The sequence below is a fragment of the Lelliottia jeotgali genome (assembly GCF_977070485.1).
The window spans coordinates 40,097-65,848 of sequence record NZ_CDRVFO010000018.1; the positions used below are offsets into that span (position 1 = coordinate 40,097).

The following is a 25,752-nucleotide window of genomic DNA, read 5'->3' on the forward strand; positions in this document are numbered from 1 at the left end:
GGGTCGCAGCAAGCTCTGGGTATCAGTCGAGTGCAGGTAGTTCTATTTTCAGGCGTTTGGCAGAGGCGCGCAGATGCGCTTCGGCACAAGCCGCAGCCCTTTGGCGGTCACCGTCGGCGATGGCCTGATAAAGCGCTTGGTGTTCGCGACTGGCTTCGGCCGAGCCGCCCACCGAATGGGCTGCGGAGTTTTCCCAGGCGGTGCGCCGTGCATTGGCCAACTGGCCGCCGAGAAAGTCATGGAAGGCCACGAAGTAATCGTTCTTGCTGGCTTCGGCGATGGCCCTGTGGAAGGCCACATCAGCTGCCGAGGCAGTGGCGAAGTCGCTGCGTTTGTCGAGCATCTCCTGCAGGGCCTGGGCCATGTTCGCCAGATCGTGTTCGTCACGTCGGCGCGCGGCGATGGCCGCTGCCTGGGTTTCGATCCACAGGCGCATTTCGAACATCTGCACCAGGTCGGGTTTGCGACCGGTACTGCCGGGGAAGCGGAACACCGTGCCCCCGGGGGTTTTCGAGATATAGGAGCCAAGCCCGCGGCGGGCGATCAGCACGCCATCGGCCTTGAGCTGCGCTACCGCTTCGCGCACTACCGAGCGGCTGACGTTCAGTTGTTCAGCCAGTTGCTGTTCAGTGGGCAGGCGCGCTTCGGCGGCCAGGCGACCGGAATCGATTTCTGCACGGATGGCGCTGACAACCCGTTCGACCAGAGTGTCGGGGCGCTGGAGTTCTAGCATGGAAGCGATTGCCTAGTGGTCAGGTTGTCAGACAATGCCTGTGGCGGATATGGGATGTCAATCGTTTCGATCAGGGGTGCGTTGCCAGGCATGGCCCTCGCACCGGTGAGCCGTCTCGCGCAGAGAAGCCACCGGTCCGCGGTTGGACGGCCGCGTCAGGCAGGCTTTCAGAGCTCGCTGACGAAGGTCCCTGTCCCATCCAGAATATTGCGCAAGGTCAGTTCGACCTCTTCCAGGTCAGTCCCCGCCGACGTCAGCACGATCTCCAGCGTTTCGTCACCCTTCAACGCATCCCGATCCCCGGCCGCTACTTCGATCAGCAGGCGCTTTGCGCTCAGGGTCACCTTCAGGCCATCGAGCGTCGACGGTTCATCGTCCAGGGTCAGGTCCACGGTGTCCTCATCCGGGTAGCGGGTGAGCAGGAACATCTGCCCCTTGTCGCTGTGGCAGCACAAGGTCGCCATGTTGTCTTCCTCGTCATCGCAAGGGGTGGCGAACAGCAGGGCGGTGTTGATTTGCATGAAGGCGGCTCGGGTCAATGGAAACGAAAGTGAATTCTGACAGCCTTGGGGGCATCGATAAACGTAAAGTTTCCCCCCCTTGACCGAAATTGTCGCAGCGCTGCAAGCGGTGATGACCGATCAGTCGTTAAGCTTCCGCGAGCCCTGAACATTACCGTCCGGCTTGCCACGGGTTGGCTATCGTTGATCCGTGATCGTCGGACGTACGCGACGCTTCAATTATTACAAAGCCCAAGCGGAGTACCACAGATGGCGTTCTTCACCGCAGCCAGCAAAGCCGACTTCCAGCATCAACTGCAAGCGGCCCTGGCGCAGCACATCAGCGAACAGTCACTGCCACAAGTGGCGCTGTTCGCCGAGCAGTTCTTCGGCATCATTTCCATGGACGAACTCACCCAGCGCAGGCTGTCGGACCTGGCCGGCTGTACCCTTTCCGCCTGGCGCATCATCGAGCGCTTCGACCCCGAGCACCCGCAGGTGCGGGTGTACAACCCCGATTACGAGCGCAATGGCTGGCAGTCGACCCACACCGTGGTCGAGGTGCTGCACCATGACCTGCCGTTTTTGGTGGATTCTGTACGTACCGAGCTCAACCGCCGCGGCTACAGCATTCACACCCTGCAAACCACCGTGCTGAGCGTGCGTCGTGACGCCAAGGGCAATCTGCTCGAACTGCTGCCCAAGGGTACCCAGGGCGAGGGTGTGCGCCATGAATCGCTGATGTACCTGGAGATCGACCGCTGCGCCAATGCTGCCGAATTGACGGTGCTCACCCGTGAAATCGAGCAGGTGCTGGCCGAGGTGCGGGTGGCGGTGGCCGATTTCGAACCGATGAAAGCCAAGCTGCGGGAAGTCATGGCGCAGGTGGAGCAAACCGCGTTTGCGCCGGCGCACCATGAAAAGGGTGAGGTCAAGGCCTTCCTGGAGTGGCTGCTGGACAATCATTTCACCTTCCTAGGTTATGAAGAATTTACCGTGCAGGCCGACAACGCCGGCGGCCAGATGGTCTACGACGAGCAGTCGTTCCTGGGTTTGCCGCGCCGCCTGCGTGTGGGCCTGACGGCTGAAGAGCTGCGTATCGAAGACTACGCCGTGGCTTACCTGGCAGAACCGCTGCTGTTGTCGTTCGCCAAGGCTGCACTGCCCAGCCGGGTCCACCGCCCGGCCTACCCGGATTACGTCTCGATCCGCCAGCTGGACGCCGATGGCAAGGTGCTCAAGGAGCACCGCTTCATGGGCCTTTACACCTCGTCGGTGTACGGCGAGAGCGTGCATGCCATTCCTTATATCCGGGTCAAGGTCGCCGAGGTCGAGCGCCGCTCCGGCTTCGACGCCAAGGCACACCTGGGCAAGGAACTGGCCCAGGTACTCGAAGTGCTGCCACGCGACGACCTGTTCCAGACCCCGATCGACGAGCTGTTCAGCACGGTGATGTCGATCGTGCAGATCCAGGAGCGCAACAAGATCCGTGTGTTCCTGCGCAAGGACCCGTACGGGCGCTTCTGCTATTGCCTGGCCTACGTGCCACGGGAAATCTATTCCACCGAAGTGCGGCAGAAGATCCAGCAGGTGCTGATGGAGCGCCTGAAGGCCAGCGACTGCGAGTTCTGGACGTTCTTCTCCGAATCGGTGCTGGCCCGCGTGCAGCTGATTTTGCGCGTCGATCCGAAGAACCGTATCGCCATCGACCCGCAGCAACTGGAAAACGAAGTGATCCAGGCCTGTCGCTCGTGGCATGACGACTACGCCGCGCTGGTGGTGGAGAACTTCGGTGAAGCCCAGGGCACCAACATTCTCGCCGATTTCCCCAAAGGTTTCCCGGCCGGCTACCGTGAGCGCTTTGCCGCCCATTCGGCGGTGGTCGACCTGCAACATGTGCTAGCCCTGTCCGAAAGCAAGCCGCTGGCGATGAGCTTCTACCAGCCGCTGACGCGCCTGGGCGAACGCTTGCTGCACTGCAAGCTGTACCACGCCGACACGCCATTGGCGTTGTCGGACGTGCTGCCGATCCTGGAAAATCTTGGCCTGCGCGTGCTGGGCGAGTTCCCCTATCGCTTGCGCCACGCCAGTGGTCGTGAATACTGGATCCACGATTTCGCCTTCACCTACAGCGAAGGCTTGAGCCTGGACATCCAGCAACTCAACGACGTGCTCCAGGATGCGTTCATCCATATCGTCCAGGGCGATGCCGAGAATGACGCGTTCAACCGCCTGGTGCTCACTGCCGGCCTGCCATGGCGCGACGTGGCGCTGCTGCGCGCCTATGCCCGCTACCTCAAGCAGATCCGCCTGGGCTTCGACCTTGGCTACATCGCTAGCACCCTGAACAACCACACCGACATCGCCCGTGAGCTGACCCGGTTGTTCAAGACCCGCTTCTATCTGGCGCGCAAGCTCACTGCCGATGACCTGGACGACAAGCAGCAACGCCTGGAACAAGCCATCCTCAGCGCCCTGGACGATGTTCAGGTGCTCAACGAGGACCGCATCCTGCGCCGCTACCTGGACCTGATCAAGGCCACCCTGCGCACCAACTTCTACCAGCCTGATGCCAACGGCCAGAGCAAGTCGTACTTCAGCTTCAAGTTCAACCCTAAACTGATCCCCGAGCTGCCCAAGCCGGTACCCAAGTTCGAGATCTTTGTCTATTCGCCGCGGGTCGAGGGTGTGCACCTGCGCTTCGGCAATGTGGCACGCGGTGGCCTGCGCTGGTCGGACCGTGAAGAGGACTTCCGTACCGAGGTGCTTGGGCTGGTCAAAGCCCAGCAAGTGAAGAACTCGGTAATCGTGCCGGTCGGTGCCAAGGGCGGCTTCCTGCCGCGGCGTTTGCCGCTAGGCGGCACGCGTGACGAAATCGCCGCCGAAGGCGTGGCCTGCTACCGCATTTTCATCTCGGGCCTGCTCGACATCACCGACAACCTCAAGGACGGCGGCGTGGTGCCACCGGCCAACGTGGTGCGTCACGATGACGATGACCCGTACCTGGTGGTGGCGGCCGACAAGGGCACCGCGACCTTCTCTGACATCGCCAACGGCATCGCCATCGATTACGGCTTCTGGCTGGGCGATGCCTTCGCCTCGGGTGGCTCTGCCGGCTACGACCACAAGAAGATGGGCATTACCGCCCGTGGTGCCTGGGTGGGCGTGCAGCGCCACTTCCGCGAGCGCGGCATCAATGTGCAGCAGGACCCGATCACCGTCATCGGCGTCGGTGACATGGCCGGTGACGTGTTCGGCAACGGCCTGCTGATGTCCGACAAGCTGCAGCTGGTAGCGGCGTTCAACCATCTGCACATCTTCATCGACCCGAACCCGGACCCGGCCAGCAGCTTCGCCGAGCGCCAGCGCCTTTTCGATTTGCCGCGTTCGGCCTGGAGCGATTACGACACCAGCATCATGTCCGAAGGCGGCGGGATCTTCCCGCGCAGTGCCAAGAGCATCGCCATCACCCCGCAAATGAAGGAACGCTTCGCCATCGAGGCCGACCGGCTGACGCCGACTGAGCTGCTGCATGCATTGCTCAAGGCGCCGGTAGACCTGCTGTGGAATGGGGGTATCGGTACCTACGTCAAGGCCAGCAGCGAAAGCCACGCCGATGTCGGCGACAAGGCCAATGACGCGCTGCGGGTCAACGGCAACGAACTGCGCTGCAAGGTGGTGGGCGAGGGCGGCAACCTCGGCATGACCCAGCTCGGCCGTGTCGAGTTCGGCCTCAACGGCGGTGCCACCAATACCGACTTCATCGACAACGCCGGTGGGGTGGACTGCTCCGACCACGAGGTCAACATCAAGATCCTGCTCAACGAAGTGGTGCAGGGTGGCGACATGACCGAGAAGCAGCGCAACCAGCTGCTTGGCAGCATGACCGATGAAGTGGGCGGGCTGGTGCTGGGCAACAACTACAAGCAGACCCAGGCGCTTTCGTTGGCGGCGCGTCGCGCCCGCGAGCGGATCGCCGAGTACAAGCGGCTGATGGCCGACCTCGAGAGCCGTGGCAAGCTGGACCGTGCCATCGAGTTCTTGCCGACCGAAGAGCAATTGGCCGAGCGCCTGGCGGCAGGCCAGGGCCTGACCCGTGCCGAGCTGTCCGTGTTGATTTCCTACAGCAAGATCGACCTCAAAGAGCAGTTGCTCAAGTCGCTGGTGCCTGACGACGACTACCTGACCCGCGACATGGAAACCGCTTTCCCGCCGTCGCTGGTCAGCAAGTTTGCCGAAGCCATGCGTCGCCATCGCCTCAAGCGCGAGATCGTCAGCACCCAGATCGCCAACGACCTGGTCAACAACATGGGCATCACCTTCGTCCAGCGGCTCAAAGAGTCGACCGGCATGAGCCCGGCCAACGTGGCCGGTGCCTATGTGATCGTGCGCGACATTTTTCATCTGCCGCACTGGTTCCGTCAGATCGAGGCGCTGGATTACCAGGTGCCGGCGGAAATCCAGCTGGCCCTGATGGACGAGCTGATGCGCCTGGGCCGTCGCGCCACCCGTTGGTTCCTGCGCAGCCGGCGCAACGAGCAGGACGCCGGGCGCGATACTGCCCACTTCGGGCCGAAAATCGCCCAGCTGGGGCTCAAACTCGACGAACTGCTGGAGGGCCCGACCCGCGAACGCTGGATGGTCCGTTACCAGAGCTTCGTCGATGCCGGCGTACCGGAGTTGCTCGCACGCATGGTGGCAGGTACCAGCCACCTGTACACGTTGTTGCCGATCATCGAAGCGGCGGACGTGACCGGGCATGAGCCGGCCCAGGTTGCCAAGGCGTTCTTCGCCGTGGGCAGTGCGCTGGACTTGACCTGGTACTTGCAGGAAATCAGCAACCTGCCGGTCGAGAACAACTGGCAGGCCCTGGCCCGTGAGGCGTTCCGCGACGATATCGACCTGCAGCAACGGGCCATCACCATCTCGGTGCTGCAGATGGTTGATGCCCCGCAAGACATGGATGCCCGTGTGGCGCTGTGGGCCGAGCAGCATCGGGTCATGGTCGAGCGCTGGCGCGCCATGCTCGACGACCTGCGCAATGCGACTGGTACCGACTATGCGATGTATGCGGTGGCCAACCGCGAGCTGGTCGACCTGGCGATGAGCGGGCAGGCGGTGGCAGTGCCGTCCTGATCGGTCAACTGAAATGAAAAAGCCCCGGCAGTGATGTCGGGGCTTTTTTCATACTGGTGTGCCGTCCTGACGGATGATCGGCCCCCAGGTAGGAGCGGCCTTGTGTCGCGAAAGGGTCGCGTAGCGGCCCCGGCAATATCAGCCTGATGCATGAATTGTGGGGGGCGCTGCGCACCCCTTTCGCGACACAAGGCCGCTCCTACAGGGCCGCGTGTTATTTGAATCGCCGCTCCACGCCTTTTTCCACCAGGATCTTCGCCGAAATCTCCTCCACCGAAAAATGCGTGGAGTTGATGTTGGGAATGTTCTCCCGCCGGAACAGGCTCTCGACCTCACGTACCTCGAACTCGCACTGGGCAAAGCTCGAATACCGGCTGTTGGGCTTGCGCTCGTGGCGGATGGCGGTCAGGCGGTCGGGGTCGATGGTCAGGCCGAACAGCTTGTTGTGATGCTTCTTGAGCACCGCCGGCAGCTGCAGGCGCTCCATGTCGTCTTCGGTTAGCGGGTAGTTGGCCGCGCGAATGCCGAACTGCATCGCCATGTACAGGCAGGTTGGGGTCTTGCCGCAACGCGACACGCCGACCAGGATCAGGTCGGCCTTGTCGTAGTAATGGGTGCGGGCGCCGTCGTCGTTATCGAGCGCGAAATTCACCGCCTCGATGCGCTCCATATAGTTGGAATTACCGCCAATCGAGTGCGATTTACCTACGGAATACGACGAATGGGCAGTCAATTCCTGCTCGAGCGGGGATAAAAACGTCGAAAAAATGTCGATCATGAAACCGTTCGACGTCGCCAGGATCTCACGAATGTCCTGATTGACGATGGTGTCGAAGATGATCGGGCGCATGCCGTCGCGCTCGGCGGCGGCATTGATTTGCTGCACCATCGTGCGTGCCTTGTCCGGCGTGTCGATGTACGGACGCGTAAATTTGTTGAACGGAATGCTATCGAATTGCGCGAGCAGGCTTTGGCCCAGGGTTTCGGCAGTGATGCCGGTGCCATCGGAGATGAAGAACGCGGTTCGTTTCATTTGCGATCTGGGCCTTAAGCTGATGACGTTTCTTGGATATGATAAGTTCGGTTTGCCGAATGCGGCTGTCGGCATTCTCACTTATTTTCCAGGTACAGGCCACAAGCGTCCGGCCCAGTCTAAAGGCAGGCGGGCGCCCTTGAGCTTTTCCAATACAGTTAGTGGAGAGATCACCTTGGTAGAGTACGTAGTTTCCCTCGATAAGCTCGGCGTCCATGATGTGGAGCATGTGGGGGGCAAGAACGCATCCCTGGGCGAGATGATCAGTAACCTTGCCGGTGCCGGCGTGTCGGTGCCGGGCGGCTTTGCCACTACGGCTCAGGCGTACCGTGATTTTCTCGAGCAAAGCGGGCTGAACGACCGCATTCACGCCGCGCTCGACGCGCTGGATGTCGATGACATCAATGCCCTGACCAAGACCGGCGCGCAGATTCGCCAGTGGGTCATGGAGGCCGAGTTCCCGGCTCGACTGGATTCGGAAATCCGTACGGCCTTTGCCGAGATGGCCGCTGGCAACGACAACATGGCCGTCGCCGTGCGTTCCTCGGCCACCGCCGAAGACCTGCCGGATGCCTCTTTTGCCGGCCAGCAGGAAACCTTCCTCAACATCCGTGGCGTCGATAACGTGATCCGCGCGGCCAAGGAAGTGTTCGCCTCGCTGTTCAACGACCGCGCCATCGCCTACCGCGTGCACCAGGGCTTCGACCATAAGCTGGTGGCCCTGTCGGCCGGCGTACAGCGCATGGTCCGCTCCGAAACCGGCACCGCCGGCGTGATGTTCACCCTCGACACCGAGTCGGGTTTCCGCGATGTGGTGTTCATTACCGGTGCGTACGGCCTCGGCGAGACCGTGGTGCAGGGTGCGGTCAACCCTGACGAGTTCTACGTACACAAGAACACCCTGCAGGCCGGCCGCCCGGCCATCCTGCGCCGCAACCTGGGAAGCAAGGCGATCAAGATGATCTACGGCGACGAGGCCAAGGCCGGTCGTTCGGTCAAGACCGTCGAAGTCGACCGCGCCGAGCGTGCGCGCTTCTGCCTGACCGACGCCGAGGTCAGCGAGCTGGCCAAGCAGGCCATGATCATCGAGCAGCACTACCAGCGCCCGATGGACATCGAATGGGCCAAGGACGGTGACGACGGCAAGCTCTACATCGTGCAGGCCCGCCCGGAAACCGTGAAGAGCCGCGCCAGCGCCAACGTCATGGAGCGTTACCTGCTCAAGGAGAAGGGCACCGTACTGGTCGAAGGCCGCGCCATCGGCCAGCGCATCGGCGCCGGCAAGGTCCGCGTGATCAAGGACGTGTCCGAGATGGACAAGGTGCAGCCGGGCGACGTGCTGGTCTCGGACATGACCGACCCGGACTGGGAGCCGGTGATGAAGCGCGCCAGCGCCATCGTCACCAACCGCGGCGGGCGTACCTGCCACGCGGCGATCATCGCCCGCGAGCTGGGTATTCCGGCAGTGGTCGGTTGTGGCAACGCCACCCAACTGCTCAAGGATGGCCAGGGCGTGACCGTGTCCTGCGCCGAAGGCGATACCGGCTTCATTTTTGAAGGTGAGCTGGGCTTCGACGTCAAGCAGAACTCGGTCGATGCCATGCCCGACCTGCCGTTCAAGATCATGATGAACGTCGGTAACCCGGACCGCGCCTTCGATTTCGCCCAGTTGCCCAACGCCGGTGTCGGCCTGGCGCGCCTGGAGTTCATCATCAACCGCATGATCGGCGTGCACCCCAAGGCGCTGCTGAACTACGCCGGCCTGCCGCCGGAGCTCAAAGAAAGCGTCGACAAGCGCATCGCCGGCTACAACGACCCGGTCGGCTTCTATGTCGAGAAGCTGGTCGAGGGTATCAGCACCCTGGCTGCGGCCTTCTACCCGAAAAAAGTCATCGTGCGCCTGTCGGACTTCAAGTCCAACGAGTACGCCAACCTGATCGGCGGCAAATTGTACGAGCCGGAAGAAGAAAACCCGATGCTGGGTTTCCGCGGTGCTTCGCGCTATATCAGCGAGTCGTTCCGTGACTGCTTCGAGCTCGAATGCCGTGCACTGAAGCGCGTGCGTAACGAGATGGGCCTGACCAACGTCGAGATCATGGTGCCATTCGTGCGCACCTTGGGCGAAGCCAGCCAAGTGGTCGACCTGCTGGCCGAAAACGGCCTGGCCCGTGGCGACAATGGCCTGCGCGTGATCATGATGTGCGAGCTGCCGTCCAACGCCATCCTGGCTGAAGAGTTCCTTGAGTACTTCGACGGCTTCTCCATCGGATCCAACGACCTGACCCAGCTGACGCTGGGCCTGGACCGCGACTCGGGGATCATCGCCCACCTGTTCGACGAGCGTAACCCGGCGGTGAAGAAGCTGTTGGCCAATGCCATTCAGGCATGCAACAAGGCTGGCAAGTACATCGGCATCTGCGGCCAGGGCCCGTCGGACCACCCAGACCTTGCCAAGTGGCTGATGGAGCAAGGCATCGAAAGCGTGTCGCTCAACCCGGACTCGGTACTCGAGACCTGGTTCTTCCTGGCCGAGGGCCAGGGCGCGGTCTGATAGATGAAATGCGGGGGCGCGTCTGGCGTGCCCTCGCCTGGTTTTTTCCAGGGCGAGTTCCAGTGATGGATCCCGCCCTTTTTTGTGCACCAAGCAACCTTATGCAAAGCAGCAGTGTTTTATTTCCCGTGGCCTTGCTCAGTGCCGAGCGCCGCGGCGACCTCAGCGAAGACGTCTACCGGATCAAGGCCGGCAACAGCCCTGATCCGAGCGTGGAGCTGGCCTTGACCCGTCTGGGGCTAGCTGACCAGGACGGCGCCCAAGGCGTGCCGGTTATTCTCCTGCATGGCAGTTTCTCCAATCGACGTTTCTGGTATTCGCCCAAAGGCATTGGCCTGGGAGCTTACCTGGCACGGGCGGGCTTCGATGTATGGATCCCGGAAATGCGTGGCCACGGGTTGTCGCCGCGCAACCTTGACTGGCGGCACAACCGGGTCGCTGACTATGCCCGCTATGACTTGCCACTGATCGCGGCCTTCGTTGAAGAACAGTCCGGCACAGCACCCCACTGGATAGGCCATTCGCTTGGCGGTACCACCTTGGCGGCAGCGCTTGGCGGTGGTTTTCTGCATTCCGGGCAGGTCGCCAGTGCCGCGTTTTTCGGTACGCAGATCAGCCGGGTGTACTGGCCGTTGAAGGTACCGCCCGTAACCTGGGGCGCAAAGCTGCTACTCAAGCGTTGGGGGCAGATTTCCGGGTCGCGTCTCAAGCGCGGGCCTGAGGACGAACCGATAGGGCTGGCGCTGGAAAGCATGCGTTGGCACGGCCTGTTTGGCCGTTTTGGGGACAAGGACAGTGACTGGTGGGCGGGGCTTGCTGAGGTAGATGTGCCGGTGCTGGCAGTGGCTGGCGCGGGAGACTTCCAGGACCCGGTGTGGGCCTGTCGCAAGCTGTTCGATCAGATGGGTGGCGAGCGCAAGCAGTTCATCAGGTTGGGTCGCGAGGAAGGCTTCGAGGCGTTCGGGCATGTCGATATGCTGGTGAGCAAGGCGGCGCAGGCGCAGGTGTGGCCGTTGGTGCAACGCTGGTTGCGCCAGCCGTTGCTGCCGGTGCATGGGGCGGCCGTGGTTGCGGAGCCTGTCCCGGTCAGCTGATTTTCTGCCGGGTGTCGTGGCCCGCTTGGGCCACGACAGGCGAAATGCAGATGACCGAGCAGTCCCGGATGACTGCGACAGCCTCGCCGGTGTAGCCTTGGCAGACACCCGCTTTCGTTGTGACTGACAGGAGCTTCCCATGCAGCATTACGTAACGCCCGACCTGTGCGACGCCTACCCCGACCTGGTCCAGGTGCTGGAACCGATGTTCAGCAACTTCGGTGGCCGCGATTCATTTGGTGGCCAGATCGTTACCATCAAGTGCTTCGAGGACAACTCGCGGGTCAAAGAGCAGGTTGAGCTCGACGGCAAGGGCAAGGTTCTGGTGGTCGATGGCGGTGGTTCGCTGCGCTGTGCATTGCTCGGTGACATGCTTGCCGAAAAGGCTGCCAAAAACGGCTGGGAAGGCCTGGTGATCTATGGCTGCGTGCGTGACGTCGATGTGCTGATCCAGACCAGCGTCGGTGTGCAGGCATTGGCCAGCCATCCGATGAAGACCGACAAGCGCGGTATCGGCGACCTCAATGTGGCTGTGACCTTCGCCGGTGTGACGTTCCGCCCGGGCGAGTATGTGTATGCCGACAACAACGGTGTGATCGTCTCGCCAAGCCCGCTGGAAATGCCGCAGTGATGCGCCGCACGCGCTGATGGAGCTTTGATGTTCGAGGAAGACAACGCGCAGTGGGGGCTGGTGCACGCCCTGGTGCTCGATGGTAAAGGCGGCGCGCGCTCGATCCCCCGGACCGAGCTGGACGATCTGCAGTTGCAGCCACAGCAAAGCCTGTGGCTGCACTGGGATCGCAGTCATCCCCAAACCCGTACCTGGCTGCAGCAAGAGAGCGGTCTGAGTGAATTCGCCTGCGACTTGCTGCTGGAGGAAAACACCCGTCCGCGCCTGTTGCCGCTGGCCGATGAACAGCTGCTGCTGTTCTTGCGAGGGGTGAATCTCAACCCGGGCGCCGAGCCTGAAGACATGGTATCGGTACGTATTTTTGCCCAGGCGCGGCGGGTCATCTCGCTGCGCTTGCGGCCTTTGCGCGCCAGTGACGAAATTCTCCGTCTGCTGGACGAGGGCAGGGGGCCAAGATCGGCGTCCGAGCTGCTACTGCTGATGGGCGAATTACTCACCGAAAAAGTTCAGGGTTTGGTCAACGATCTGTCGGAATTGGTCGACCTGGAGGAAGAAAAGGTTGAATCCGACGAACGGTACAGCCCTGAGCACGGCATCTTGCAACAGATTCGGCGCCGAGCCGCTGGCTTGCGGCGTTTTCTCGCCCCGCAGCGGGAAATCTATGCCCAGCTGTCCCGCAGCCGGTGGAGCTGGTTCGCCGATGCGGACGCTGACTACTGGAACGAGCTGAACAACAGCCTGATCCGCTACCTGGAGGAGCTGGAGCTGGCCCGTGAGCGGGCCGCGCTGGTACTGGAAAGCGAGGACCGGCGGCGCAGCGAGCGGATGAACCGGACCATGTACCGCTTTGGCATCATCACCTGCATTTTCCTGCCCATGAGCTTCGTCACCGGGTTGCTGGGGATCAATGTCGGCGGCATTCCGGGGGCGGAAAACCCATATGGCTTCCTGTTTGCCTGTATCGTCGTGCTCGGGCTGGCGGTGGGGCAGTGGTGGCTGTTTCGACGGTTGCGGTGGATTTGAATGCTTATTGGAATGTACCGGCGTTATCGCCGACAAGCCGGCCCCAACATGAGCCGATGTGTGACCCACCGCCCGCCGCTCTCGTCTCTGAGTGACATTGCGCGAGGTGCACATGCACGATCCGTTTGAACAATCCCTGCGTGACCTGCTCAACGCGTCGCCATCCGGTGAGGACCGGGACGACGCTGCGTGCTTGGGTCGCGTGCTGAAAACCGCCAACCGCCAGGTTGGTGCCGGTGACCTGTTCAGCCTGCTTGGTCGCTGGAGCCAGGCGCTGCTGATCGCCGTGAACAATGGCTCGGCGCATGTCGCGCCGGTGCGCCGCACTTCTGCCCGTAACGCTGCCGCTGGCAGCAAAGCTGATAAGGCCGATTGAATATGGAACTCGATCTCTGGACCCAGAGCCTGGTCACTGCCATGACCGCCCTATGGACCAAGGTGGCGAACTTCATCCCCAACCTGTTCGGCGCGCTGGTGGTGGTGCTGCTCGGTTTCGTGGTGGCCAAGCTGCTCGATACGTTGTTGTCCAAGCTGCTGGCCAAGTTTGGTCTGGATCGCCTGATGGCCGGTACAGGCTTGACCAAAATGCTTAGCCGTGGCGGCATTCAGGTGCCGATCTCGACCTTGATCGGCAAGATCGTCTACTGGTTCGTACTGCTGATTTTCCTGGTTTCTGCTGCCGAATCGCTTGGCCTCGAACGCGTTTCCGCAACCCTAGACATGCTTGCCCTCTACCTGCCCAAGGTGTTTGGCGCAGCTTTGGTGCTGTTGGTTGGCGTGCTACTGGCGCAAGTGGCCAACGGCCTGGTGCGTGGTGCTGCCGAAGGCATCGGCCTGGAGTACTCCGCAGGTCTTGGGCGCATTACCCAAGGCCTGGTGATCATCATCAGCATTTCGGTGGCGATCAGCCAGCTTGAGGTCAAGACCGACCTGCTCAACCACGTGATCGTGATCGGGCTGATTACCGTTGGTCTGGCCGTTGCGCTTGCGATGGGGCTTGGCAGTCGCGAAATCGCTGGGCAGATTCTGGCTGGTATCTATGTGCGTGAGCTTTACCAGGTCGGCCAGCAGGTGCGGATTGGAGAGGTCGAGGGGCAGATCGAGGAAATCGGCACGGTAAAGACGACGTTGCTGACCGATGATGGCGAACTGGTGTCGTTGTCTAATCGAGTATTGCTCGAGCAACGCGTCAATAGCCGCTAATTGTCCAAAAGCTGTTAATGTATGCCGCCGCAGAAATCCGCCCACGTGGCCGAGCGGCGACATTGACCTGACTGTCGGCCAGATCCGTTTTGAATAAAGTTCATTCGCCGCCCATGCGTTACGACCCGCGCGAGCTCACCGACGAAGAGTTGGTGGCGCGTTCGCATGAGGAGCTGTATCACGTTACCCGCGCCTATGAAGAGCTCATGCGGCGCTACCAGCGGACCCTGTTCAACGTGTGTGCGCGTTATCTGGGGAACGACCGGGATGCTGACGATGTCTGTCAGGAGGTGATGCTCAAGGTGCTTTACGGTCTGAAGAACTTCGAGGGTAAATCCAAGTTCAAGACCTGGCTCTACAGCATTACCTATAACGAGTGCATTACCCAGTACCGCAAGGAGCGCCGCAAACGCCGGTTGATGGATGCCTTGAGTCTTGACCCTGTTGAAGAGGCGTCTGAAGACAAGGCACCCAAACCCGAAGAAAAGGGTGGCCTGGACAAGTGGCTGGTGTATGTGAACCCGATCGACCGGGAAATTCTGGTGCTGCGATTTGTTGCGGAACTGGAATTTCAGGAGATCGCGGATATCATGCACATGGGTCTGAGCGCAACGAAAATGCGCTACAAGCGCGCGCTGGACAAGCTTAGGGAGAAATTTGCAGGTATGGATGAAACTTAGCCCCTTGCGAATATCTCTAACGAATCGGCAAGTTCTGCTAGACTTGCCGTCGAGTTGTCCGCCGGATTTTGGTGGGACTGCTTAACTATCACCAGATGGGGATTTAACGGATGAAATTGAAAAACACCTTGGGCTTGGCCATTGGCTCGCTCGTTGCTGCTACTTCGTTCGGCGTTCTGGCACAAGGCCAAGGCGCTGTCGAAATCGAAGGCAACGTGACCAAGCAGTACTACGACAGCGAGCGTAACTTCCAGAACGACGGCACCAACCCTGGTGTTCGCCTCGGTTACTTCCTGACCGACGACGTCTCCCTGGACCTGGGCTACAACGAGACCCACAACGCTCGTGGCGAAGTCTTCAACAAAGACATCAAAGGTTCCAAAGCCAAGCTCGACGCTACCTACCACTTCGGTACCGTAGGCGACGCGCTGCGTCCGTACGTTTCCGCTGGTTTCGCTCACGAGAGCCTGGGCCAGGCCACTCGTAGCGGCCGTGACCACTCCACCTTCGCCAACGTTGGCGCTGGCGCCAAGTGGTACATCACCGACATGTTCTTCGCCCGTGCCGGCGTTGAAGCCATGTACAACATCGACAACGGCAACACCGAGTGGGGCCCGACCGTTGGTGTGGGTCTGAACTTCGGTGGCAGCGGTGGCAAAGTTGCCCCGGCTCCTGCTCCAGTTGCTGAAGTCTGCTCCGACAGCGACAACGATGGCGTTTGCGACAACGTCGACAAGTGCCCAGACACCCCAGCCAACGTTACCGTTGACGCTGATGGCTGCCCGGCTGTTGCCGAAGTCGTTCGCGTTGAGCTGGACGTCAAGTTCGACTTCGACAAGTCGGTCGTCAAGCCTAACAGCTACGGCGACATCAAGAACCTGGCTGACTTCATGAAGCAGTACCCACAGACCACCACCGTGGTTGAAGGTCACACTGACTCCGTGGGCCCAGACGCTTACAACCAGAAGCTGTCCGAGCGTCGTGCCAACGCCGTGAAGGAAGTGCTGACCCAGCAGTACGGTGTTGAGTCGACTCGTGTTGACTCGGTTGGCTACGGCGAAACCCGTCCGGTTGCCGACAACGCCACCGAAGACGGCCGTGCTGTCAACCGTCGCGTTGAAGCTCAGGTAGAAGCCCAAGCCAAGTAATTGGTTGAAGCTTGACTGAAAAACCCGGCCTCGGCCGGGTTTTTCGTGTCTGGAGCATGTAGTTTCCAGGCAAGGTCTTTAAGCCGATGAACACCGCATCATCCGGCTGCCGCCATCCGCTGATGGGCCTCCAGGTTCCCTGCCACCTCGCCAATCACCAGGATTGCCGGGCTGCGCAAGCCGAACGCCCGCGCATCCTCCAGCATCCCCCGCAAGTCGCTGCGGCACTCGCGCTGCCCAGGCAGTGACGCATTCTCGATCATCGCTACCGGCATCCCCGGCGCCATGCCGCCGTCCAGCAAGCCCTGGCGAATCTGCTCCAGCCTCGCCACCCCCATGTACACCACCAGGGTCGTGCCACCCTGTGCCAGCGCCGTCCAGTTCAGCTCGCTGTCATCCTGGGTGTGCGCGGTCACCAGTGTCACGCCACGGCTGATCCCGCGTGAGGTAAGCGAAATGCCACACTGGGTCGCGCCTGCCAGGCCTGCAGTAATACCGTTTACCACTTCCACCTCGATGCCATGCCCTTGCAGCCACAAGGCCTCCTCGCCGCCACGTCCAAAAATGCACGGGTCGCCGCCTTTGAGCCGCACAACGCAGCGGCCCTGCCGCGCATGGCGCAGCATCAGGCGCTGAATGAACGCCTGGGGCGTGGAGCGGCAGCCACCCCGTTTGCCCACGGCGATCACCCGTGCCTTCGGGCAGTGTTCCAGCACGGCCGGGTTGACCAGGTCGTCGATCATCACTACATGGGCCTGTTGCAGCGCACGTACCGCCTTGAGGGTGAGCAGTTCAGGGTCACCGGGGCCGGCACCGACCAGCCAGACTTTCGCATTCATCAGGGTTTCCTCATCGGCAAGGCGTGCTCAGCCCTTGAACAGGCTGAACAGCAGTATCAGGTTGAGCAGCAGGGACAGCAGGGCCAGGGTGCGCCAGACCTTCAGTGGCTCCCGTTCAAGCAGTGGGCGTGGATGGCTGTTGAGCGCCTGGCGGTCACCACGTTCGAGCAGCAGCAACCAGTGTTCAGCGGTTTCGAAGCGCTGCGCCGGGTCCGTGGCCACGGCTTGCTGCAGGTTGTGCTGCAGCCATTCCGGCAAGTCGGGGCGATAACGCGCGGCATTGACCGGTTGGCCAAAGCGCGGGCGCTGGAAAGCTTCGACCTCGCCATAGGGGTAATGCCCGGTCAACAGGTGGTAGAGCGTCACACCCACTGCGTAGAGGTCTTGGCGCGGGCTCGGTGGCTGGCCTTCGAAGGCTTCCGGGGCGATGTACGAAGGCGTGCCTGGCAGCTCGTGGCGCGGGTCCTCGGACAGCCCTGGGCAGTACGCCAGGCCGAAGTCCAGCAGGCGCAGTTGGCCGTCTTCGCCCAGGTGCAGATTGTCGGGCTTGATGTCACGGTGCAGCAGGTTGCGTCGGTGCAGCACACCAACGGCCTGCAGTAACTGGCGGGCCACTTCCAGCCATTGGGCCAGCGGCAACGGGCCCTGCTCGGCTAGCTGCGCGGCCAGGGTTCGGCCGCTGTGCTCGCGCATCACGTAATACAGGTGCTGGCGCTGACTGGCGGCGTGCAGTTCGGGGAAATGGCGGCCGGCTACGCGGCGCAGGAACCATTCCTCAAGCAACAGCGCCTGGGCAGCACCCGGCTCTTGTTCGCGTTCCGCGGGCAAGGTTTTCAGTAGCCACGGCTGGCCCTGGCTGTCGCGAACGCGGTACAACAGCGATTGGCGGCTTTGTGCCAGGCGCGCCTCGATCTGCCAGCCATCAATTGCCTGGCCTTCGCGCAGTTCGCGGGGTAAGGGCCATTGCTGCAGTTGAACCAGGGTATCGCCAAGGTTGGCCGTGCCCACGCGCTCGACCCGTACCAGCAGGGCGCTGGCATTGTCCTGGCTGCCATTGTGGTGGGCGCTGGCGACCAGTGTATCGGCGGCCAGTTGCAGATCGGGCTGCTCGCGCAGCACGGCCTGGATGTGCTGGTCACCCAGGCTGGCCCAGACTCCGTCACTGAGCAACAGATAGCACTCGCCGGGCTGCAGCTCACCGTCCAGGTAGTCCACCAGCAGGTGTTGGTCCAGGCCCAGTGCGCGTTTGAGCACGTGCTGCATGCCGGGTTGGTCCCACACATGGTCTTCACTCAGGCACTGCAGGCGGCCGTCATGCCAGCGATAGGCGCGGCAGTCGCCGACGTGTGCCAAGGTGAAGCGGCGCCCGCGCAGCACCAGCGCGCTGAGCGTGGTCAGGAGCGGCTGGCTGCCCTGAGCGCGCAGCCAGCGGTTCTGTGCCGACAGCAGGCGGTCCAGTGCCTGCGCCACGCCCCAGGTGGCGGGGGTGGCGTAGTAATCCATGGCCAAGGCCTGCAAGCTGGCACGTGCTGCAAGGCCGCCGTCAGCACATTGGCTGACGCCGTCGGCAAGGGCGAACAGGTAACCCTTGCTGGCGGCAAGCTCCGGCGCCGGGGTGACCAGGCGCAAGGCGTCCTGGTTCTCCTCGCGCGGCCCCGTGGCGCTGGCCTGGGCGAAACTAAGTTGCAGGCTCATCGGTTCGCCTCAGACCCGCGCCGCGGTGACCGCTGCAGAACCCCAGGTGGTGCGCCAGCGCTGCTTGACCCCGTGCAGTCCGAACCAGGCCAGCAGGCCCAGGCTGGCAAACAGCCACAGGCCCATCTGGTAGTCACCGGTGTGCTGCTTGATGGTGCCGAGCCCGGCTGCCAGCAGGAAGCCGCCGATGCCGCCGGCCATGCCGATCAGTCCGGTCATCACGCCGATCTCCTGGCGGAAGCGTTGGGGGACCAGCTGGAACACCGCGCCGTTACCCGCGCCCAGGCCGAGCATGGCGCTGACGAACAACGCCAGGGCCGCTGTGGCGCTGGGCAGGTTGAAGCCGACGGCAGCAATGCAGATGGCGGCCACGCTGTACATGCCAAGCAGGGTGCGGATGCCGCCGAAACGGTCGGCCAGGGCGCCGCCCAGCGGGCGCATCAGGCTGCCGGCGAACACGCAGGCGGCGGTGTAGTAGCCTGCCGTGATCGGGCTGAGGCCGTACTGGTCGCTGAAATAGCCGGGCAGGGCGCTCGCCAGGCCGATGAAGCCGCCGAAGGTGACGCTGTAGAAGAACATGAACCACCAGCTGTCGCGATCACCCAGCGCCTTGAGGTAGTCGGCCATGGCCTTTGGCTTGGGCCGTTGTGGTGCATTGCGCGCGAGCAGGGCGAACACCACGACCGTCACCAGCAGCGGGATCACGGCGAAACCGAACACATTGTTCCAGCCAAAGCCTGCGGCCAGCAGCGGGGCCAGCAACGCTGCGAAGACGGTGCCGGAGTTGCCCGCGCCAGCGATGCCCATCGCCTTGCCCTGGTGTTGCGGCGGGTACCACTGCGAGGCCAGCGGCAGCGACACGGCGAACGAGGCGCCGGCCACGCCGAGGAACACACCGAGCAGCAGGGCTTGCTCGTAGGTGTGCACGCCCAGGTACCAGGCACAGGCCAGGGCGACAATGACGATGACCTGGCCGATCAACCCGGCGGTTTTCGGTGAAAGGCGGTCGACCAGCAGGCCCATGGCAAAACGCAGCACGGCACCGGCGAGGATGGGTGTTGCGACCATCAGGCCCCGTTGCTGTGCACTCAATTGCAGGTCGGCGGCGATCTGTACGGCCAGCGGGCCGAGCAGGTACCACACCATGAAGCTCAGGTCGAAATACAGGAACGCAGCGAACAGCGTGGGCACATGCCCGGATTTCCAGAAGCTGGTACTCATCGAACACCTCACTGGGCAATGCAACGGAAACGAAAAGACGCCGCTACCCGGTCCACTGGCATGGAGGGGTGAGCGACGTCTTTGTCGGGGTTTGTGGGCAACCGCCGTTGGCTACCGGTGCGATATCTTCAGCAAGAGCTGGGCCAACATTGTACGGCCGCCTGCTTACCCCAGCATCTCGTGCATGGCGATGATCTGCTCTGCCACCTGGATCAGCTTCTGCTGGCGGCTCATGGCCTGCCGGCGCATCAGGGTGTAAGCCTGTTCTTCGTTGCAGTCTTTCATTTTCATCAGCAGGCCCTTGGCCTGCTCGATGCGCTTGCGTTCGGCCAGTTGCTGGTCGCGGGCCAGCAGCTGGGCCCTGAGCGCCTGATCGCTCTCGAAGCGGGCCATGGCCACGTCCAGGATTGGCTGCAAGCGGGCGGCGTGGATGCCCTCGACGATGTACGCGCTGACCCCGGCCTGGATCGCCTGGCGCATCACCCCCGGGTCATGCTCGTCGGTGAACAGCACAATCGGCCGCGGCTGGTCGCGGCTCACCATTACTACCTGTTCCATCACGTCGCGGTCGGGTGAATCGGTATCGATCAACACCACGTCCGGGCGCACCATTTCGACGCAGGCGGGCAGGTCGATGGTCAGGTCTGGCGCCTCGATCACCTCGAAGCCGGCTTCGCGCAGTGCAGCCTTGAGGCGGCCGAGCTTGTTCTGGGTATCGTCGATCAGCAGGATGCGCAGCATGTTGGTGACCCTCACAGACCGATACGGGCATCGGGCGTATCGCCCAAGGCGTGCAGGCTGAAGCTGCGGGCATAGCCGTATGGGTCGCTGCCATCCCAGCGGATACCGTCGATCAGCAGGCTGCTGCGCATGGGCGTGCCAGGGCAAGCCACGCCCAGGGCATCGGCGGCTTGCTGGTAAAGCGCCAACTGCTGGACCTGGCGCGCCACGCCGAGGTAGTCGGGATCATCGCGCAGCAGCCCCCAGCGACGGAACTGGGTCATGAACCACATGCCGTCGGACAGGTAAGGCACATTGGCCCGCCCCTGATCGAACAGGCGCAGGGCATGATGGTCCTGCCAGTGGTTGCCAAGGCCGTCGTGATACACCCCGAGCAGCCGCGGTTCGACGTTTTCAATGGGCGTGTCCAGGTAGGCGCTGCCGCTGAGCAGTTGCGCGGTGCCGTGGCGATTTTCCCGGCTTTGTTCGATGAAGCGGCTGGCGGCGAGGATCGCTTTGATCAGCGCCCGGGCGCTGTTTGGGTACTGCTCGGCAAAGGTGCGGGCGCAGGCCAGGACTTTTTCCGGGTGGTCGGGCCAGATCGACTGGCTGGTGGCCAAGGTAAAGCCCTGGCCCTGGGCCACGGCGGCGCCAGCCCAGGGTTCGCCGACGCAGAAGCCATCGATCCGGCCTGCCTGGATGTGCGCCATCATCTGCGCCGGTGGCACTACCACGCTATTGACGTCGTGAAGGGGGTGAATGCCTTGGCTCGCCAGCCAGTAATACAGCCACATGGCATGGGTGCCAGTGGGGAATGTCTGGGCGAAGGTCAGTTTTGCACCCTGCTGGTGCACTTGGCGCGCTAGTGCTTCAGGTGTGGTCACGCCCTTGCGCTGAAGTGCGGGGGAGAGGTTGATGGCCTGGGCATTCTGGTTCAGCCCCATGAGCACCGCCATGTCGCTGGCCGGCACCCCGCCGATGCCCAGGTGCACGGCATAGACCAGGCCATAGAGGCAATGAGCGGCATCCAGTTCACCGCTGGCCAGTTTGTCGCGTAGGCCGGCCCATGAGCCCTGGCGTTTGAGGTTGAGGGTAAGGCCGTGTTGCTGGGCGAAGCCCTGGGTGGCCGCTACCACAACCGAAGCACAATCGGTCAGGGCCATGAAACCGATATCGAGGCTGGGCTTTTCTGGCGCATCGCTGCCGTTGACCCATGCCAGGGGTGATGTATTCACGTAGATCCTCGCCTGCACTGAATAGGCTGTGTGCAGGCGATGTAGCAACGCATGTGCCAAGGCGCTGTCATGCCGGCCGTACGCTGGCTATAATCGCAACCTCACTCACCCCGAGCCTTGCCCGCCCATGTATACCCTGGCCCGCCAGCTGCTGTTCAAGCTTTCCCCGGAAACCTCCCATGACCTGTCCCTGGACCTGATCGGCGCCGGTGGCCGCCTCGGGCTCAACGGCGTGCTGTGCAAGCAGCCGGCGGCATTGCCGGTGTCGGTGATGGGCTTGAACTTCGCCAACCCGGTCGGCCTGGCGGCAGGCCTGGACAAGAATGGCGCGGCCATCGATGGCTTTGCCCAGCTGGGTTTCGGTTTTGTCGAGATCGGCACCGTGACCCCGCGAGCGCAGCCGGGCAACCCGAAGCCGCGCTTGTTCCGCCTGCCAGAGGCCACTGCAATCATCAACCGCATGGGCTTCAACAACCTGGGCGTCGATCACCTGCTCGAGCGGGTACGCGCCGCGCGTTATGACGGTGTGCTGGGTATCAACATTGGCAAGAACTTCGACACCCCGGTAGAGCGCGCGGTCGACGATTACCTGATCTGCCTGAACAAGGTCTATGGCCACGCCAGCTACATCACCGTGAACATCAGCTCGCCCAATACCCCAGGCCTTCGCAGCCTGCAGTTCGGCGATTCGCTCAAGCAGCTGCTCGATGCCCTGGCCGAGCGCCGCGAGCAGCTGGCCGGCGAGCATGGCAAGCGTGTGCCGCTGGCGATCAAGATCGCGCCGGACATGAGTGACGAAGAAACTGCGCTGGTGGCGGCAACGCTGATGGAATCGGGCATGGATGCGGTGATCGCCACCAACACCACCATGGGCCGTGAAGGTGTGGAAAACCTGCCGTATGGGGGGGAGGCGGGCGGCCTTTCCGGTGCACCGGTACTGGAAAAGAGCACCCATATCGTCAAGGTGTTGTCGGCCGAGTTGGGGGGCAAGATGCCGATTATTGCTGCCGGTGGTATCACCGAAGGCCGGCATGCCGCAGAGAAGATTGCCGCTGGCGCGAGCCTGGTGCAGATTTACTCAGGCTTCATCTATAAAGGGCCGGCGCTGATCCGTGAAGCAGTGGATGCGATCGCCGCAATGCCGCGGGCATGATCACGCAGGCATAAAAAAGGGCCCCGAAGGGGCCCCTGGGCCTTAGCCCGCCGCCCGGATGGGGCGTGCATGGTGACTCGAATTCAGTGTCCTCGTTCAGCCAACGGCGTGATTTTCGTTGAGTCTATGGATGCCAGCGGTGCCAGTCATTCCGTCCCAGTTATCACCGCGACCTTCACGCCAGCCGTTAATCCAGGCTTGGCGAACAGAAGGAAGATTGAAGGGGCAAAGTTCGCGGGATTTGCCGGTGACCCCATATTGGTAGCCACGTGAATATGCTCTTTCCAACGGATCACGCTTAAGTCTTCTCATAGGGTGTTGCCCTCACTTGTTGACTGTAATGTCCCGTCGGCCTCTCCGAGGCCGGGCAGAGTCTTTCTGCCGGTTTGCGCCCGCTGCCGGCGTGGCGGGCTGAAAGTGCCACTTCGTTGCGAAGCGGCCTGAGACCAGTTCTAACGAATGCGAGTCACCGAGGGAATGATCGATTTGTCATAAGCACGTAACGTTTCCAAGGGTGAAGGGATAAGTAAATAAATGCGACTCAACCTTGTTTGGCGTTGAGCCCGCTATGATCGGGGTTCGCTGAACCTTGACGTCATTTCGCCAGCGTTACGCTGCGATGAAAGAAATATTTGGTAATGCGACGAAGGGTCGCATCGACCCTGAAGACGACAGAAATTTTTTGTACTGCCTGATGATCTAAGCTGTCTCTGCCACTGGCGAGAGCGGATCGATCAGGCGGCCCGGCCCATAAGCTGCAGCATATAGCGCAGACGAAGGCCACTCGGACGCTTGCTGGAAGGGCGTTCGGGCAAACATCGGCGGGGCGATGCGTCGCTTCGTCACTCAAATAGCCCAAGGCTCTGGAATACACATGTCGGACCGTTTCGAACTTTATCTCACCTGCCCCAAAGGCCTGGAAGGCCTGCTTGCCGAAGAGGCCAAGGGCCTCGGCCTGGACGATGTGCGCGAGCACACCTCGGCCATCCGCGGCGCGGCCGACATGGAAACCGCCTACCGCCTGTGCCTCTGGTCGCGTCTGGCCAACCGCGTGCTGCTGGTGCTCAAGCGCTTCAACATGAAAAATGCCGACGACCTTTACGATGGCGTGAACGCTGTCGACTGGGCTGATCACCTGGCGGCCGACGGTACCCTGGCGGTCGAGTTCAGCGGCCATGGCTCGGGCATCGACAACACCCACTTTGGCGCGCTGAAGGTCAAGGATGCCATCGTCGACAAACTGCGCAATCGTGAAGGTCTGCGCCCATCGGTAGAAAAAGTCGACCCGGACGTGCGTGTTCACCTGCGTCTGGACCGGGGCGAGGCGATTCTTTCACTCGACCTCTCCGGCCACAGCCTGCACCAGCGCGGCTATCGCCTGCAGCAAGGTGCTGCACCGCTCAAGGAAAACCTGGCGGCGGCGGTGTTGATCCGTGCCGGCTGGCCACGTATCGCCGCCGAGGGTGGCGCCCTGGCCGACCCGATGTGCGGTGTAGGCACCTTCCTGGTCGAAGCGGCGATGATCGCCGCCGATATGGCACCTAACCTCAAGCGCGAGCGCTGGGGCTTCAGCGCCTGGCTTGGCCATGTGCCGGCCACCTGGCGCAAGGTTCACGAAGAGGCTCAGGCCCGTGCACAGGCCGGCCTGGCCAAGCCGCCGCTGTGGATTCGCGGCTACGAGGCAGACCCGCGGCTGATCCAGCCGGGGCGCAACAACGTCGAACGCGCGGGCTTGAGTGAATGGGTCAAGATCTACCAGGGAGAAGTCGCCAGCTTCGAACCGCGCCCTGACCAGAACCAGAAGGGTCTGGTCATCAGTAACCCGCCCTACGGCGAGCGCCTGGGTGACGAAGCCAGCTTGCTGTACCTCTACCAGAACCTCGGCGAGCGCCTGCGCCAGGCGTGCATGGGCTGGGAAGCCGCAGTGTTCACCGGTGCGCCGGAGCTGGGCAAGCGCATGGGCATCCGTAGCCACAAGCAATATGCGTTCTGGAACGGCGCGCTGCCGTGCAAGCTGCTGCTGTTCAAGATTCAGCCTGACCAGTTCGTCACCGGCGAACGTCGCGAGGCCCAGGCCGATAGCGGCGATACCCACCGACCGCTGCCGGTAGCCAGTGAGCCTGCACGCCTGTCTGAAGGCGCTCAGATGTTCGCCAACCGCCTGCAGAAGAACCTCAAGCAACTGGGCAAGTGGGCCCGCAAGGAGCAGATCGACTGCTACCGCGTATACGATGCCGACATGCCTGAATATGCCTTGGCGGTCGACCTCTATCAGGATTGGGTACACGTACAGGAATACGCCGCACCGCGCTCGATCGACCCGGAAAAGGCCCAGGCGCGCCTGATCGATGCCTTGTCGGCGATCCCCCAGGCGCTGGGCGTCGACACGCAGCGCGTGGTGCTCAAGCGCCGCGAGCGGCAGAGCGGCACCCGCCAGTACGAGCGCCAAGCCACCGAAGGGCGCTTCCAGGAGGTCAGCGAAGGTGGCGTCAGGCTGCTGGTGAACCTCACCGACTACCTCGACACCGGCCTGTTCCTCGACCACCGTCCGATGCGCATGCGCATCCAGCGCGAGGCCGCTGGCAAACGCTTCCTCAACCTGTTCTGCTACACCGCCACGGCCAGCGTGCATGCCGCCAAGGGCGGTGCGCGCAGCACCACCAGCGTCGACCTGTCCAAGACCTACCTGGACTGGGCGCGGCGTAACCTGTCGCTGAACGGCTTCTCCGAGCGCAATCGCCTGGAGCAGGGTGATGTCATGGCCTGGCTGGAAGCCAATCGCGACACTTACGACCTGATCTTCATCGACCCTCCAACCTTCTCCAACTCCAAACGTATGGAAGGTGTGTTCGACGTGCAGCGTGACCATGTGCAACTGCTCGACCTGGCCATGGCGCGTCTTGCGCCCGGTGGTGTGCTGTACTTCTCCAACAACTTCCGCAAGTTCCAGCTCGACGAGCATCTGGCTGCACGCTACGTGGTTGAGGAAATCACTGCGCAGACACTGGACCCGGACTTCGCCCGCAATAACCGCATCCACCGTGCCTGGCGCCTGCAACTGCGCTAATGCGACAGGCGACATTGCATCGCTAATGGCCAATAGCTATAACACAGCACAGGGGCATGATTTTCGCAGGACGCTGACGTGACGAGACCG

General features: G+C 62.3%; 19 protein-coding genes and 1 pseudogene. 11 read left to right on the forward strand and 9 right to left on the reverse strand.

All coding sequences use genetic code 11. The features are described from left to right. Window positions 1-22 precede the first annotated feature (22 nt). The gene (locus tag ACW4TB_RS22465) at window positions 23-733 is read right to left on the reverse strand and encodes a FadR/GntR family transcriptional regulator (protein WP_279930438.1); all 711 of its coding nucleotides are present in this window, start codon (window positions 731-733) and stop codon (window positions 23-25) included. 167 nt (window positions 734-900) lie between these two features. Beyond that, window positions 901-1,254 carry a hypothetical protein gene (locus ACW4TB_RS22470; protein ID WP_279930440.1) on the reverse strand — a complete coding sequence of 118 codons (354 nt, stop codon included), beginning with the start codon at window positions 1,252-1,254 and terminating at the stop codon, window positions 901-903. Window positions 1,255-1,503: 249 nt separating this feature from the next. Between ACW4TB_RS22470 and ACW4TB_RS22475 the strand changes: the two genes are divergently transcribed. Then, window positions 1,504-6,369: an NAD-glutamate dehydrogenase gene (locus ACW4TB_RS22475; protein WP_279930442.1), complete on the forward strand. Its 4,866-nt coding sequence runs from the start codon at window positions 1,504-1,506 to the stop codon at window positions 6,367-6,369. Between the two features lie 214 nt (window positions 6,370-6,583). On the opposite strand, the gene ppsR is transcribed toward ACW4TB_RS22475, so the two are convergent. Continuing rightward, window positions 6,584-7,402 carry a posphoenolpyruvate synthetase regulatory kinase/phosphorylase PpsR gene (gene ppsR, locus ACW4TB_RS22480; RefSeq protein ID WP_012313507.1) on the reverse strand — a complete coding sequence of 273 codons (819 nt, stop codon included), beginning with the start codon at window positions 7,400-7,402 and terminating at the stop codon, window positions 6,584-6,586. A gap of 175 nt (window positions 7,403-7,577) precedes the next feature. On the opposite strand from ppsR, the gene ppsA reads away from it, so the two are divergent. The 8 genes from ppsA to ACW4TB_RS22520 all read left to right on the forward strand — a co-directional run bounded on the left by ppsA (window position 7,578) and on the right by ACW4TB_RS22520 (window position 15,732). Continuing rightward, window positions 7,578-9,953, forward strand: coding sequence for a phosphoenolpyruvate synthase (gene ppsA / locus ACW4TB_RS22485; protein ID WP_012313508.1), 2,376 nt, complete (start codon window positions 7,578-7,580; stop codon window positions 9,951-9,953). A 101-nt stretch (window positions 9,954-10,054) separates the two neighbouring features. Beyond that, on the forward strand, window positions 10,055-11,047 hold the full coding sequence (locus ACW4TB_RS22490) for an alpha/beta fold hydrolase (RefSeq protein ID WP_279930445.1): 993 nt from the start codon (window positions 10,055-10,057) through the stop codon (window positions 11,045-11,047). Window positions 11,048-11,186: 139 nt separating this feature from the next. Continuing rightward, window positions 11,187-11,678, forward strand: a complete 492-nt coding sequence (gene rraA, locus ACW4TB_RS22495; RefSeq protein WP_012313510.1) for a ribonuclease E activity regulator RraA — start codon at window positions 11,187-11,189, stop codon at window positions 11,676-11,678. 27 nt (window positions 11,679-11,705) lie between these two features. Next, on the forward strand, window positions 11,706-12,701 hold the full coding sequence (locus ACW4TB_RS22500; protein ID WP_012313511.1) for a zinc transporter ZntB: 996 nt from the start codon (window positions 11,706-11,708) through the stop codon (window positions 12,699-12,701). Window positions 12,702-12,813: 112 nt separating this feature from the next. Further along, window positions 12,814-13,077 (forward strand): hypothetical protein, encoded by a 264-nt coding sequence (locus tag ACW4TB_RS22505; RefSeq protein WP_012313512.1) that lies wholly within the window; start codon window positions 12,814-12,816, stop codon window positions 13,075-13,077. 2 nt (window positions 13,078-13,079) lie between these two features. Continuing rightward, entirely contained in the window at window positions 13,080-13,904 is an 825-nt protein-coding gene (locus tag ACW4TB_RS22510; RefSeq protein ID WP_012313513.1) for a mechanosensitive ion channel family protein, read from the forward strand. Between the two features lie 113 nt (window positions 13,905-14,017). Then, complete coding sequence (gene sigX, locus ACW4TB_RS22515; protein WP_039603739.1) at window positions 14,018-14,584, forward strand: RNA polymerase sigma factor SigX; 567 nt, start codon at window positions 14,018-14,020, stop codon at window positions 14,582-14,584. A 110-nt stretch (window positions 14,585-14,694) separates the two neighbouring features. Continuing rightward, window positions 14,695-15,732: an OmpA family protein gene (locus tag ACW4TB_RS22520; RefSeq protein ID WP_279930450.1), complete on the forward strand. Its 1,038-nt coding sequence runs from the start codon at window positions 14,695-14,697 to the stop codon at window positions 15,730-15,732. A gap of 98 nt (window positions 15,733-15,830) precedes the next feature. Here ACW4TB_RS22520 and cobA read toward each other — a convergent pair whose 3' ends face one another. The 5 genes from cobA to ACW4TB_RS22545 all read right to left on the reverse strand — a co-directional run bounded on the left by cobA (window position 15,831) and on the right by ACW4TB_RS22545 (window position 21,442). Then, window positions 15,831-16,571 carry a uroporphyrinogen-III C-methyltransferase gene (gene cobA, locus ACW4TB_RS22525; RefSeq protein ID WP_012313516.1) on the reverse strand — a complete coding sequence of 247 codons (741 nt, stop codon included), beginning with the start codon at window positions 16,569-16,571 and terminating at the stop codon, window positions 15,831-15,833. Window positions 16,572-16,598: 27 nt separating this feature from the next. Continuing rightward, on the reverse strand, window positions 16,599-18,266 hold the full coding sequence (locus tag ACW4TB_RS22530) for a bifunctional protein-serine/threonine kinase/phosphatase (RefSeq protein WP_012313517.1): 1,668 nt from the start codon (window positions 18,264-18,266) through the stop codon (window positions 16,599-16,601). Between the two features lie 9 nt (window positions 18,267-18,275). Further along, window positions 18,276-19,487 carry a nitrate/nitrite transporter gene (locus ACW4TB_RS22535; RefSeq protein WP_279930454.1) on the reverse strand — a complete coding sequence of 404 codons (1,212 nt, stop codon included), beginning with the start codon at window positions 19,485-19,487 and terminating at the stop codon, window positions 18,276-18,278. A gap of 165 nt (window positions 19,488-19,652) precedes the next feature. Beyond that, on the reverse strand, window positions 19,653-20,228 hold the full coding sequence (locus tag ACW4TB_RS22540; protein WP_012313519.1) for an ANTAR domain-containing response regulator: 576 nt from the start codon (window positions 20,226-20,228) through the stop codon (window positions 19,653-19,655). An 11-nt stretch (window positions 20,229-20,239) separates the two neighbouring features. After that, a complete protein-coding gene (locus ACW4TB_RS22545) occupies window positions 20,240-21,442 on the reverse strand; it encodes a CmpA/NrtA family ABC transporter substrate-binding protein (protein ID WP_012313520.1) in 1,203 nt (400 codons plus the stop codon). Window positions 21,443-21,569: 127 nt separating this feature from the next. Here ACW4TB_RS22545 and ACW4TB_RS22550 point away from each other — a divergent pair, with 127 nt between their 5' ends. Next, a complete protein-coding gene (locus ACW4TB_RS22550) occupies window positions 21,570-22,595 on the forward strand; it encodes a quinone-dependent dihydroorotate dehydrogenase (RefSeq protein WP_254467402.1) in 1,026 nt (341 codons plus the stop codon). Window positions 22,596-22,757: 162 nt separating this feature from the next. Here ACW4TB_RS22550 and rmf read toward each other — a convergent pair. Next, a pseudogene (gene rmf, locus ACW4TB_RS22555) lies at window positions 22,758-22,907 on the reverse strand (ribosome modulation factor); the annotation flags it as partial. A gap of 562 nt (window positions 22,908-23,469) precedes the next feature. On the opposite strand from rmf, the gene rlmKL reads away from it, so the two are divergent. Continuing rightward, window positions 23,470-25,662 carry a bifunctional 23S rRNA (guanine(2069)-N(7))-methyltransferase RlmK/23S rRNA (guanine(2445)-N(2))-methyltransferase RlmL gene (rlmKL, locus tag ACW4TB_RS22560; protein ID WP_279930458.1) on the forward strand — a complete coding sequence of 731 codons (2,193 nt, stop codon included), beginning with the start codon at window positions 23,470-23,472 and terminating at the stop codon, window positions 25,660-25,662. Window positions 25,663-25,752: the final 90 nt, after the last annotated feature.

Bases quoted from the DNA above. Each gene is read 5' to 3' on its own strand.
- ACW4TB_RS22550 (WP_254467402.1), top strand. From the start codon at position 21,570: ATGTATACCCTGGCCCGCCAGCTGCTGTTCAAGCTTTCCCCGGAAACC.
- ACW4TB_RS22540 (WP_012313519.1), bottom strand. From the start codon at position 20,228: ATGCTGCGCATCCTGCTGATCGACGATACCCAGAACAAGCTCGGCCGC.
- ACW4TB_RS22520 (WP_279930450.1), top strand. From the start codon at position 14,695: ATGAAATTGAAAAACACCTTGGGCTTGGCCATTGGCTCGCTCGTTGCT.
- rlmKL (WP_279930458.1), top strand. From the start codon at position 23,470: ATGTCGGACCGTTTCGAACTTTATCTCACCTGCCCCAAAGGCCTGGAA.
- ACW4TB_RS22535 (WP_279930454.1), bottom strand. From the start codon at position 19,487: ATGAGTACCAGCTTCTGGAAATCCGGGCATGTGCCCACGCTGTTCGCT.
- ACW4TB_RS22470 (WP_279930440.1), bottom strand. From the start codon at position 1,254: ATGCAAATCAACACCGCCCTGCTGTTCGCCACCCCTTGCGATGACGAG.
- rraA (WP_012313510.1), top strand. From the start codon at position 11,187: ATGCAGCATTACGTAACGCCCGACCTGTGCGACGCCTACCCCGACCTG.
- ppsR (WP_012313507.1), bottom strand. From the start codon at position 7,402: ATGAAACGAACCGCGTTCTTCATCTCCGATGGCACCGGCATCACTGCC.
- ACW4TB_RS22530 (WP_012313517.1), bottom strand. From the start codon at position 18,266: ATGAGCCTGCAACTTAGTTTCGCCCAGGCCAGCGCCACGGGGCCGCGC.
- ACW4TB_RS22500 (WP_012313511.1), top strand. From the start codon at position 11,706: ATGTTCGAGGAAGACAACGCGCAGTGGGGGCTGGTGCACGCCCTGGTG.
- ACW4TB_RS22510 (WP_012313513.1), top strand. From the start codon at position 13,080: ATGGAACTCGATCTCTGGACCCAGAGCCTGGTCACTGCCATGACCGCC.
- ACW4TB_RS22490 (WP_279930445.1), top strand. From the start codon at position 10,055: ATGCAAAGCAGCAGTGTTTTATTTCCCGTGGCCTTGCTCAGTGCCGAG.
- cobA (WP_012313516.1), bottom strand. From the start codon at position 16,571: ATGAATGCGAAAGTCTGGCTGGTCGGTGCCGGCCCCGGTGACCCTGAA.
- ACW4TB_RS22505 (WP_012313512.1), top strand. From the start codon at position 12,814: ATGCACGATCCGTTTGAACAATCCCTGCGTGACCTGCTCAACGCGTCG.
- sigX (WP_039603739.1), top strand. From the start codon at position 14,018: ATGCGTTACGACCCGCGCGAGCTCACCGACGAAGAGTTGGTGGCGCGT.
- ACW4TB_RS22475 (WP_279930442.1), top strand. From the start codon at position 1,504: ATGGCGTTCTTCACCGCAGCCAGCAAAGCCGACTTCCAGCATCAACTG.
- ACW4TB_RS22465 (WP_279930438.1), bottom strand. From the start codon at position 733: ATGCTAGAACTCCAGCGCCCCGACACTCTGGTCGAACGGGTTGTCAGC.